Genomic DNA, 10036 nt, shown 5'->3' with positions numbered 1-10036 from the left:
GCCGTGGTCGACCACGGCTTGCAGCGTGCGCCATTGATCGAGGGTAACGCGGGGCGCTTTCAAGATGAGCTCCTCTTGTCCTAAGCTGGCGGTCCTTATTGGAGACTGCCGAATGAGAAAATTCTGTTGTGTGTTGCTGGCGCTGCTGCCGATGAGCGCATTTGCCTACCCCATCGATGTCACGAAAAAGATCGACGGCGTGCAAGTGGACTACACCGCGTCCGACGTGGACGGCGACATCAGTTCGATCCGGCTAAACAACTACGGCACCAACGACGCAGTGTGTTCGGTAACCTTCACCAACGGCCCGGAATCGCCGCGTAATCGCAAGGTCACGGTGGCGGCGGGCAAAAGCACCAACACAACGGTCAAGTTCAGTCGCGCCATTATCAAGATGCGTATCGCGCTGGCATGTGCCCCAAAATAAAGCAGCAGCGGAGCATGCTCACAGCAATACTCCGCTTATAAACAAATTTCTAGATGGGTTGTAGCAGTTTTTTGCGCTTTTTTATCGAATGAGCCCTGGTTAATCTTTTCTCCATCGCCTTACAGCATTTACAGATGGAGCCTACCTAGCCATGTCCAATGTTCTGATCATCGAAAGCAGCGCACGCCAACAGGATTCGATCTCCCGTCAGCTGACCCAGCAGTTCATCAGCCAATGGAAGGTCGCTCATCCGACCGATCAGATCACCCTGCGTGACGTGGCGCTTAACCCGGTTCCGCACCTGGACGCCAATTTGCTCGGCGGCTGGATGAAACCCGCCGAACAGCGCAGCGGCATCGAACAGGCCTCCCTGGACCGCTCCAACGAATTGACCGACGAACTGCTCGCCGCCGATGTGCTGGTGATGGCTGCGCCGATGTATAACTTCGCGATCCCCAGCACCCTCAAAGCCTGGCTGGACCACGTGTTGCGCGCCGGTGTGACCTTCAAGTACACCGCCACCGGCCCTCAGGGTTTGCTCACTGGCAAGCGCGCCATTGTGTTGACCGCACGCGGCGGTATCCACACCGGCGCCAGCTCCGATCACCAGGAACCGTACCTGCGTCAGGTCATGGCCTTTATCGGCATTCACGACGTGACGTTCATTCACGCTGAAGGGGTGAACCTGAGCGGGGACTTCCAGGAAAAGGGCATCAACCACGCCAAGGCGCTGCTGGCACAGGTCGCTTGATCGTTTAATCGTCACATAATCGCACGGTGTTTATATCGCTCCACGCAAACCCTTCAAGTACGCGTATCGAACCTCCCTTTGCACTTGTTGCTCCTGAGTGCTCCTGCCCGACTGCCGCTTTAGCGAGGTCGGGTTTTTTTTGCCTCGAGTTTCTTCAAACACCGAAAACCCTTAAAGTCGCGCCCATTCGAAACGAGGCGCGCATGGGCTATCTACTGGTTGTCACCCTGATTCAGGCTTTTTCCTTCAGCTTGATCGGCGAATACCTCGCCGGTCACGTCGACAGCTATTTCGCCGTGCTGGTGCGCGTGGTGCTGGCCGGGCTGGTGTTCATCCCGCTGACCCGCTGGCGCTCGGTAGAGCCACGGTTCATGCGTGGCATGCTGATGATCGGCGCGCTGCAGTTTGGTGTGACCTACGTGTGCCTGTATCTGAGCTTTCGGGTGCTCACGGTGCCGGAGGTGTTGCTGTTCACCATCCTCACGCCGTTGCACGTGACACTCATCGAAGACGCTCTTAACCGTCGCTTCAATCCCTGGGCGCTGATTGCGGCGTTGGTGGCGGTGGGCGGTGCGGCAGTGATTCGCTTTGACCAGATCACGCCGCACTTCCTCGGCGGCTTTTTGCTGTTGCAACTGGCCAATTTCACCTACGCCGCCGGGCAGGTGATGTACAAACATCTGGTGGCGCGTTATCCAAGCGATCTGCCGCATTACCGACGTTTCGGCTATTTCTACCTGGGCGCCTTGATCGTGGTGTTGCCGGCATTCCTGCTGTTCGGCAAGGCCGACTTTCTGCCGCAAGCGCCGCTGCAGTGGGGCGTGCTGGTGTTCCTTGGGTTGGTCAGCACCGCGCTGGGCATGTACTGGTGGAACAAAGGTGCGTGCCTGGTCAACGGCGGCACCTTGGCGGTGATGAATAACCTGCATGTGCCGGTGGGGTTGTTGCTGAACTTGCTGATCTGGAATCAGCATGAGCCGCTGGGGCGGCTGGCGTTGGGCGGGTTGGTGATTTTGGGGGCGGTGTGGATCAGCCGGTTGGGCGTGCGTAAACAGCTAGCCCAATATTGAACACCTTTGTGGGAGCGGGCTTGCTCGCGAAGACGGTGGGTCAGTCATTGATGGGTTGACTGATCCTGCGCTCTCGCGAGCACGCCCGCTCCCACAGAAGATCGGTGGTGTTATACCGCGCTGTGCTCCAGGGTCGGCAAATGACTGGCCCCCAGCACCGCCGGCAACATCCCGGCACGCAAGTCATTGCCACTCGGCTGCTGATACAGGCTCAAGCCGAACTCCGGCAGCACCGCCAGCAGGTAATCAAAAATATCCCCCTGGATGCGCTCGTAATCCGCCCACGCCGTGGTGCGCGTGAAGCAGTAGATTTCCAGCGGCACGCCCTGAGCGGTGGTTTGCATCTGGCGCACCATGCAGGTCATGTTCGGCTGAATGTCCGGGTGGCTTTTCAGGTAGGCCAGTGCATAGGCGCGGAAGGTGCCGAGGTTGGTCATGCGGCGGCGGTTGGCAGAGAGTTGCGCGCTATTGCCCTGGGCCTCGTTCCACGCCTTGAGCTCAGCCTGCTTGCGGCTGATGTAGTCGGTGAGCAGGTGCACCTGGGTCATGCGCACTTCTTCATCGTCACGCAAAAACCGCACGCCGCTGGCGTCGATGTACAGGCTGCGCTTGATACGGCGACCGCCGGATGCCTGCATGCCGCGCCAGTTCTTGAACGACTCTGACATCAAACGCCAGGTAGGAATGGAGACGATGGTCTTGTCGAAGTTCTGCACCTTGACCGTGTGCAGCGTGATGTCCACCACGTCACCGTCGGCGCCGACTTGAGGCATCTCGATCCAGTCGCCGACCCGCAACATGTCGTTGCTGGTCAATTGCACACTGGCGACGAACGAGAGCAGCGTGTCCTTGTACACCAACAGAATCACCGCCGACATCGCACCCAACCCCGACAGCAGCAACAGCGGCGAACGGTCGATCAGCGTGGCGACAATAATGATTGCGGCGAACACGAACAGCACCATTTTCGCCAGTTGCACATAGCCCTTGATCGAGCGGGTGCGGGCATGTTCGGTGCGTGCGTAGATATCCAGCAGCGCGTTGAGCAGGGCGCTCACGGCCAGTGTCATGAACAGGATGGTGAACGCCAGGGCGACATTGCCGATAAACAGCGTGGCGGTTTTGCTCAGGTCCGGTACCAGGTACAGGCCGAACTGAATCACCAGGGACGGCGTCATCTGTGCCAGGCGGTGGAAGACTTTGTTGTGCCGCAGGTCATTGAGCCAGTGCAGCGCCGGTTGCCGGCCAAGCAATTTGACGGCGTGGAGAATGAGGTAGCGCGCGACCCGGCCGAGCAGCAGGGCGACTACCAGCAACACCAGTAAACCCAGGCTCGCATGCAGCAACGGGTGTTGATCGAGGGCGCCCCAAAGGTCTTGGACGTTGAGCCAGAACTGTTTGATATCCATGGGTGAAACCGATTCTTCTGTAAGACAACACGGGCCGATTAGAGCATTTAAGTGCGACAAAGTTGACGTTGTAGACAAAAGAGCTGACAAAAAAGCAGCTGATTAGCCCCGTTCGCGTAAAGAAACTCGGTTTGGACGCCCGAAACCGTTACCCTATGCAGCTGATATTTTGTATTTCTTCGAGGTAGCACCCGTGTTTTCCCAATTCGCCCTGCACGAACGCCTGCTCAAAGCCGTGGCCGAGCTTAAATTTGTCGAGCCTACGCCTGTGCAAGCAGCGGCCATCCCGCTCGCGCTCCAAGGGCGTGACCTGCGGGTGACGGCTCAAACCGGGAGTGGCAAAACCGCCGCTTTCGTCCTGCCGATTCTGCACCGCTTGATTGGCCCGGCCAAAGTCCGCGTCAGCATCAAGACCCTGATTCTGCTGCCGACCCGCGAGCTGGCCCAGCAGACTTTGAAGGAAGTGGAGCGCTTTTCGCAGTTCACCTTCATCAAATCCGGCCTGATCACCGGTGGCGAAGACTTCAAGGTCCAGGCCGCCATGCTGCGCAAGGTCCCGGACATTCTGATCGGCACACCCGGCCGGATGATCGAGCAACTCAACGCCGGCAACCTTGACCTCAAGGAAGTTGAAGTGCTGGTGCTCGACGAAGCCGACCGCATGCTCGACATGGGCTTTGCCGATGACGTGCAGCGCCTGGTGGCTGAATGCGTCAATCGTCAGCAGACCATGCTGTTCTCCGCCACCACCGGCGGCTCGACCCTGCGTGACATGGTCGCCAAGGTCTTGAACAACCCTGAGCACTTGCAGGTCAACAACGTCAGCGACCTGAACGCCACCACGCGTCAGCAGATCGTTACCGCCGACCACAACGTGCACAAAGAACAGATCCTCAACTGGCTGTTGGCCAACGAGACCTATCAGAAGGCCATCGTGTTCACCAACACCCGGGCTGCGGCGGACCGTATCTACGGTCGCCTGGTGGCACAGGATTACAAAGCGTTCGTGCTGCACGGTGAGAAAGACCAGAAGGACCGCAAGCTGGCCATCGACCGCCTGAAGGCTGGCGGCGTGAAGATCCTGGTGGCCACCGACGTGGCAGCGCGCGGTCTGGACGTGGATGGCCTGGACATGGTCATCAACTTCGACATGCCGCGCAGCGGCGACGAATACGTGCACCGTATCGGTCGTACCGGGCGTGCGGGCAATGATGGCCTGGCAATCTCGCTGATCTGCCATGGCGACTGGAACCTGATGTCGAGCATCGAGCGCTACCTCAAGCAGTCGTTCGAGCGCCGCACCATCAAGGAAGTCAAAGGCACCTACACCGGGCCGAAGAAGGTCAAGGCGTCGGGCAAGGCGGTTGGCGTTAAGAAGAAAAAAGTCGACGCCAAGGGCGACAAGAAGAAAGCCGGTGCCAAGTCGCCGACCAAGCGCAAAATTGCCAACCGGCCGAAGACCGACAACCTGTCGCTCGTCAGCAAGGACGGCATGGCGCCGCTCAAGCGCCGCAAGCCAGAAGCGCCGGCTGCCGAGTAAGGCTGCACCGATATAAAAAAACCGGACGATGTCCGGTTTTTTTTGGTCTTCAGTTTTTTGTCTCGGCGGCTGCTTTATCCAGGTCTTTGAGGCGCTGATCGATCAATTGGCATTTGTCAGGCAGGTCGGCAGAGGTTGTATCCATATCCATTTTCTGCAGCTCTGCATTCATTTCCTTGGCTTTGGTGGGGTTCTGCTGGGTGAGTTTGGTCACCTCCTGCGCCAGTTGCTCACGTTTCGCCGTGGCTTCTTCAGGCGTACAGGCCCACGCGGGCAGGGCAGTCAGCAGCGTGGCGGCGATGGCCAGGTTCATCAGGGTTTTCATGGTCGGACCTCCTTGGCAGTGTGTTCAGTTGAGGTGGCGAACGTCTGGAAAGTTCAGAGAAATGACGGCGGTCTATCCGGCTGAACGGCCAGTGACGGGGCATGTCACACCTGTAGACGGGCTACTTTCTACCGGCCTGCAGGAGGAATCAGGATGACGACTTACAATTGGGATTTGATCGAACGTTTGCTGCATGAAGTGCAGAACGGCGAAGGCAGCTTTGCCCCGCGCAAGTATGCCGAGCAGGAAGCTGCCGAGAAGGCCACGGCCGGTGAAGCCACCGGTAACCTGGACACGCTGAAAAAGACCGCCGCGGACTATGAGGCACTGTTGTTCAAGCGTGGGTTTATTGAGTCGCGGCCAGAAGAAGAGGGCGGAAACGGTGAGAACTTCATCCTGACCGCGCGCGGCGCGCAACTGCTGGCGCTGATTGACAGCTCCATCCCCGGCAATGACCACCCGCGTCAGGTGCTCGATGACCAGGCGGATGCCCTGGAGCCGGCGACGTTTGATGAAGTGGCTTCGAAGGCGCAGATTGCCTGACAGGCAATCCGTCGATCAATTGAGCGAGGGGGACTTGTCCCCCTTGCCAACCTCAGTTGGCGGTAGCTTTCAGGCATTTGAGGGCCTTGAAGTCGCTGCGCACACCGTCAATTTTTTGCGTCAGCTTCATGCGCTGCTGCGGCGTACTTTCCGCCATCAGGTCGACAATCAGACTGCGCGCCGCTGTTTCCGTCCGCGCATAGGCAGCCTTGTATTCCGGGGTCCACAGACTTTCGCGATCCACCAATAATTGCTGCATCTTCTGCGGGAAGTCCGCGCTGTGGCGCTGCTGCACCGCGGCGATGAATTGCGCCTGCCAGCGGGCGCGGTTGCCGATCCATTCCTGATTCTGTTCGCCCAAAGCGATAGACCAGGCCGTCACACGGTTCTGCTGGCTGTCACTGAGCGGGCCGATCCAGGCGTCCAGACGTTTGCTCATGCGTTGCGCGCGCTCCTTGATCTGTTGCGCCAAGGGCGGCTTGAGGTATTCGTCCTGGCGTTTGCGCAGGTCTTTGGCCAGGGCGTCGCTCATTTCCTTGACCTGCTGGTCATCCAGCCCTTGCAGCAGTTGGATGGCTGACGGCGTGATTTCCCGCGCGACCTCGGCTATCGCCTGTTTGGCCTCGACAGTACGGGCCTGCAGCGCGGCGTCGGTGACCTGATTGTTGTCGACCATCTGTTGCAGGCGATCGAGCCAATCCAGATAGCCCGGCAATTGGGTGGTGCAATGCCAGGCCAGGTGTTCCTTGAGTGTGTCGTTGAACCAGCTCTTCTGCCCGGCGTTCATGTCCAGGTAGTCGTTGAGGGTCCAGGGAATAATGACATCCAGATTGCGGTAGGCCAGGCCTACGCGATTGCAGCCGGCGAGCACCAGGCTGAGGGTCAGCAATACCACCAGAAATTTGAGCCGACGCAGCATGGGCGAGTCCTTGCGCAGAGGGGGTTAATGCATGTGAACCTGAGCGAGGTGCGACAGTTCAGCCCGTCAATAAAACGACCGCGCCGCCTTCAAGGTCAACAGGCCGTCGCATTGCGAATTGTGTCCGGAGTAGGCCGAGCAGTCGCCACCGCTGAGGCTGGAATCGCTGTAGATCAGGTCCAGGTCGATGCCTTTCCACGCACGCGAGAACTGCACCGACCAATCGCTGAAGCTGCTGATCGAGCCGCCTTCCACCGAAGCAGGAGTGCCCAGTTGATGGGTGGTGTACTTCATGCTGACGCCGATGCCGAAAGGCTGCGTGCCGCCGAGGTCGGCAAACAACGTGCTGTCCTGGCGATCAGGGTCGTTGCTGAAGGAGACGCCGAAGCGGTTGCCGAGCAGGTTCAGGCCGCCGTAGAACTCCTGGCTGTCCAGAGGGCTGAGCTTGGGATAGCTGTAGTGAATCAAGCCGACTTCATAGCCCAGCGTTTTGTCAAAGGGGCGTTTGAAACCCAGGTAAGAATCGACTTCAAGGTTATCGGCCGACGACAGCCCCATATTGGGTGAGAACTGGCCAACATATAGGCCGCTGTCATGGCTCAGGTCCAACCCGCCGTGAAATGAGCCGCTGCCTGGGGCGGTCGGCTTTACCAGGCCTTGGGCCATGCTACGGCTGGGCGTCGTGCCCAGTTTCAGGTCGAAATCGCCCAGTTCACGCTGGAAAACCTGCGCTTGCGCTAAAGGGGTTGCCGCAAGGGCAGCTATCAGAAAAAAGCAGGGCTTGAGCATGCTTCACTCCATGAAAAGCGAGGAGCAGTGACAGAGGAAATCGGGCAGATGCCCATTCTAGACGTGTGCAAGCATACCGGCGAACGCCTGAAGGTGAGGCCCGTTCGTCGATTAACGCACTGTAGAGTGATGCACAGAGGGTGTTTCGAGCTCTAGTCCTGGCGCCTTGAGGGCAAGACGCTTAGGGACTAGGTGCAACGCGGGCGGATGTTGCGCGAGTTTTACTTTTTGCCCAGGCTGATTTGCTTGGACGGGCCGAAAGTCTGGCCGCTGACGCCCTTGGCAATTTGCTGGATTTCGCCGCCGGACTTGAGGAACGCAGCAATCTGGCTGTTGATCGATTCGCTGGTTTCAACGGCTGGAGCTGGCTTTGCTTTGCTGTTGGATGCTTTTACGCGCATGGCGGCCACTAACCTGTAGAAAATTAACTTGGCCAGGCATCGTACAGGAAATACTTGACAATTGCTTGGCAAATATCCTCCGGGAATTGTTGGGTCAGGCGGTAATTGTCGAAGTTTGCCAGTGAAATAGGCGCCTAACTTACTGTTTTAATTCGAAACCACTTGAGGAGTCAGTACCTGACGGGCGGCAAAATTCAAGGATCTGATCTGACGAGTGGGGCAGTGCCACTGGAGCGCCACGCCAGCCCGCGATTTTTCAGGTGCGCGCGCGTGCCGGGCGCAACTCGGGTAGAATGCCGCCCACGTAACGAGGGTATTTGGAAATGGCTTTAGTCGGGCGCTACAACAGCTTGCAAGTGGTTAAACACACTAACTTTGGTTTGTACCTGGACGGTGCGCAAGATGGCGAAATCCTCTTGCCTAATCGGTATATCCCCAAAGATATTCCCAGTGAAGATGAAGACTGGCTTAACGTTTTCATTTACTTGGACAGTGACGACAAACTTATCGCAACGACTGAAAAGCCGAAAGTTCAAGTCGGCGAATTCGCCAGTTTGAAAGTCGTTGAAGTCAACAGCATCGGTGTATTCCTCGATTGGGGTTTGCCCAAGGATCTGTTGCTGCCGTATTCGGAAGAAAAACGTCAGCTGACCGCGGGCGAATACTGCGTGGTGCACGTCTACCTCGACAAGCACACCAAGCGCATCACCGCCACCGCGCGGCTGGATCGCTACCTGGACAAGACACCGGCCAACTACCAGGTGGGCCAGGAAGTCGACTTGCTGGTGGCCGAAGCCACGGACATGGGCTTCAAGGCAATCATCAACAACAAGCATTGGGGCCTGATCCACAAAAACGAAGTGTTCAAGTTCCTGCGCCCGGGCAAGGAAGAGAAAGGCTTTATCAAAGAGATTCGCGCCGATGGCAACATCAGCCTGAGCCTGCAGCCGGTTGGGCAAGAAGCGGCCTCCAGCCTGAACTCGAAGATTCTCGCCAAGTTGCGCGAAAACAACGGCACTCTGCCGGTCAGCGACAAAAGCGACCCGGCGGTGATCAGCAACTTGTTCGGTGTCAGCAAAGGCAACTTCAAAAAGGCCATTGGTGCGCTCTACAAGCAAGGTCAGATTGTGATTCACGCGGATCGCATTGAACTAAGCTGAGTGCGCTTTGTTCTTCTGTAGGAGCCGGCTCGCCGGCGACGAGGCCAGTGGTTTTCGTGGTGTCCTGTTGGATGCCATCGCTGGCAAGCCAGCTCCTGCAGAGGTCGCTTCAATGTCCAAGAAAACCCTGTTCGCTTACCTCGGCACCTTGCTTGCGTTTCTGGTGCTCGACGGCCTCTGGCTCGGCGTCCTCATGGGCCCGACCTACAAATCCCTGCTCGGCTCGCTGATGCTTGATCAGCCGCGCCTGTTCCCTGCCGTGGTGTTCTACCTGCTGTATGCCATCGGTTGTGTGGTGTTTGTGGTCCTGCCGAGCGGCAGTTGGCAGCGCGCAGCGCGGCTGGGAGCCCTGCTTGGCCTGGTGGCCTACGGCACGTATGACCTGAGCAATTGGGCGACGCTGCAGGGCTGGTCTGCTGGGTTGGCGCTCATGGACATGGCCTGGGGTACCGTCCTCACTGGCATTTGTTGCACGGTCGGGTACTTATGTGCACATCGGGTGCAACGATGATTGTGTACACGATTCATGTGCACCGTTGCTGAGCGGAGCCCTATCCGCTAGCGCTTCCTAAATTCCTTTGGAGCACCGTTCCAGAGGGATTGTGTGCCATTGGCACGCATTCTGCTGAACACCTCGTATACAAACCCCGCCGCCTCCCGTATGCACACTGCTACGGCAGCGCAGGCCGGTATTTCGAGGAG

General features: G+C 58.2%; 13 protein-coding genes. 7 read left to right on the top strand and 6 right to left on the bottom strand.

Going from position 1 to position 10036, the window contains the following annotated elements; translation table 11 throughout:
• Positions 1 to 66: hypothetical protein (locus AACW30_RS11960; protein ID WP_325167584.1), on the bottom strand; the 66-nt coding region annotated here is incomplete at its 3' end.
• Positions 67 to 112: 46 nt separating this feature from the next.
• Between AACW30_RS11960 and AACW30_RS11955 the strand changes: the two genes are divergently transcribed.
• From AACW30_RS11955 to AACW30_RS11945, 3 genes are all read left to right on the top strand, one after another.
• Positions 113 to 427: a 3-phosphoglycerate kinase gene (locus tag AACW30_RS11955; protein WP_106576382.1), complete on the top strand. Its 315-nt coding sequence runs from the start codon at positions 113 to 115 to the stop codon at positions 425 to 427.
• Between the two features lie 151 nt (positions 428 to 578).
• On the top strand, positions 579 to 1178 hold the full coding sequence (locus tag AACW30_RS11950) for an FMN-dependent NADH-azoreductase (RefSeq protein WP_124418202.1): 600 nt from the start codon (positions 579 to 581) through the stop codon (positions 1176 to 1178).
• A 203-nt stretch (positions 1179 to 1381) separates the two neighbouring features.
• Complete coding sequence (locus AACW30_RS11945; protein ID WP_200625081.1) at positions 1382 to 2248, top strand: carboxylate/amino acid/amine transporter; 867 nt, start codon at positions 1382 to 1384, stop codon at positions 2246 to 2248.
• 110 nt (positions 2249 to 2358) lie between these two features.
• Here the strand turns inward: AACW30_RS11945 and AACW30_RS11940 are convergent, their stop codons facing one another.
• The gene (locus tag AACW30_RS11940; protein ID WP_119742212.1) at positions 2359 to 3657 is read right to left on the bottom strand and encodes a mechanosensitive ion channel family protein; all 1299 of its coding nucleotides are present in this window, start codon (positions 3655 to 3657) and stop codon (positions 2359 to 2361) included.
• A gap of 193 nt (positions 3658 to 3850) precedes the next feature.
• On the opposite strand from AACW30_RS11940, the gene AACW30_RS11935 reads away from it, so the two are divergent.
• Complete coding sequence (locus AACW30_RS11935; RefSeq protein ID WP_106576386.1) at positions 3851 to 5197, top strand: DEAD/DEAH box helicase; 1347 nt, start codon at positions 3851 to 3853, stop codon at positions 5195 to 5197.
• 49 nt (positions 5198 to 5246) lie between these two features.
• Here the strand turns inward: AACW30_RS11935 and AACW30_RS11930 are convergent, their stop codons facing one another.
• Positions 5247 to 5522, bottom strand: coding sequence for a hypothetical protein (locus tag AACW30_RS11930; RefSeq protein ID WP_106576387.1), 276 nt, complete (start codon positions 5520 to 5522; stop codon positions 5247 to 5249).
• Between the two features lie 153 nt (positions 5523 to 5675).
• Between AACW30_RS11930 and AACW30_RS11925 the strand changes: the two genes are divergently transcribed.
• Positions 5676 to 6065, top strand: coding sequence for a transcriptional regulator (locus tag AACW30_RS11925; protein WP_106576388.1), 390 nt, complete (start codon positions 5676 to 5678; stop codon positions 6063 to 6065).
• Between the two features lie 52 nt (positions 6066 to 6117).
• Here the strand turns inward: AACW30_RS11925 and AACW30_RS11920 are convergent, their stop codons facing one another.
• The 3 genes from AACW30_RS11920 to AACW30_RS11910 all read right to left on the bottom strand — a co-directional run bounded on the left by AACW30_RS11920 (position 6118) and on the right by AACW30_RS11910 (position 8174).
• Entirely contained in the window at positions 6118 to 6984 is an 867-nt protein-coding gene (locus tag AACW30_RS11920; RefSeq protein WP_119742214.1) for a DUF6279 family lipoprotein, read from the bottom strand.
• A 66-nt stretch (positions 6985 to 7050) separates the two neighbouring features.
• Positions 7051 to 7773, bottom strand: coding sequence for a TorF family putative porin (locus tag AACW30_RS11915; protein WP_106576390.1), 723 nt, complete (start codon positions 7771 to 7773; stop codon positions 7051 to 7053).
• 221 nt (positions 7774 to 7994) lie between these two features.
• Positions 7995 to 8174, bottom strand: coding sequence for a hypothetical protein (locus AACW30_RS11910; RefSeq protein ID WP_003193095.1), 180 nt, complete (start codon positions 8172 to 8174; stop codon positions 7995 to 7997).
• A 323-nt stretch (positions 8175 to 8497) separates the two neighbouring features.
• Here AACW30_RS11910 and AACW30_RS11905 point away from each other — a divergent pair, with 323 nt between their 5' ends.
• Together AACW30_RS11905 and AACW30_RS11900 are read left to right on the top strand one after the other, a co-directional pair.
• Positions 8498 to 9334 carry a CvfB family protein gene (locus AACW30_RS11905; RefSeq protein WP_017134857.1) on the top strand — a complete coding sequence of 279 codons (837 nt, stop codon included), beginning with the start codon at positions 8498 to 8500 and terminating at the stop codon, positions 9332 to 9334.
• A 112-nt stretch (positions 9335 to 9446) separates the two neighbouring features.
• Positions 9447 to 9845, top strand: coding sequence for a DUF2177 family protein (locus AACW30_RS11900; protein ID WP_119742218.1), 399 nt, complete (start codon positions 9447 to 9449; stop codon positions 9843 to 9845).
• Positions 9846 to 10036: the final 191 nt, after the last annotated feature.

The sequence above is a fragment of the Pseudomonas sp. MF6747 genome, from assembly GCF_963890955.1.
GTDB lineage: Bacteria > Pseudomonadota > Gammaproteobacteria > Pseudomonadales > Pseudomonadaceae > Aquipseudomonas.
Note: the sequence above shows the minus strand (reverse complement) of the source record. Positions and strands in the feature narration are given on the sequence as shown.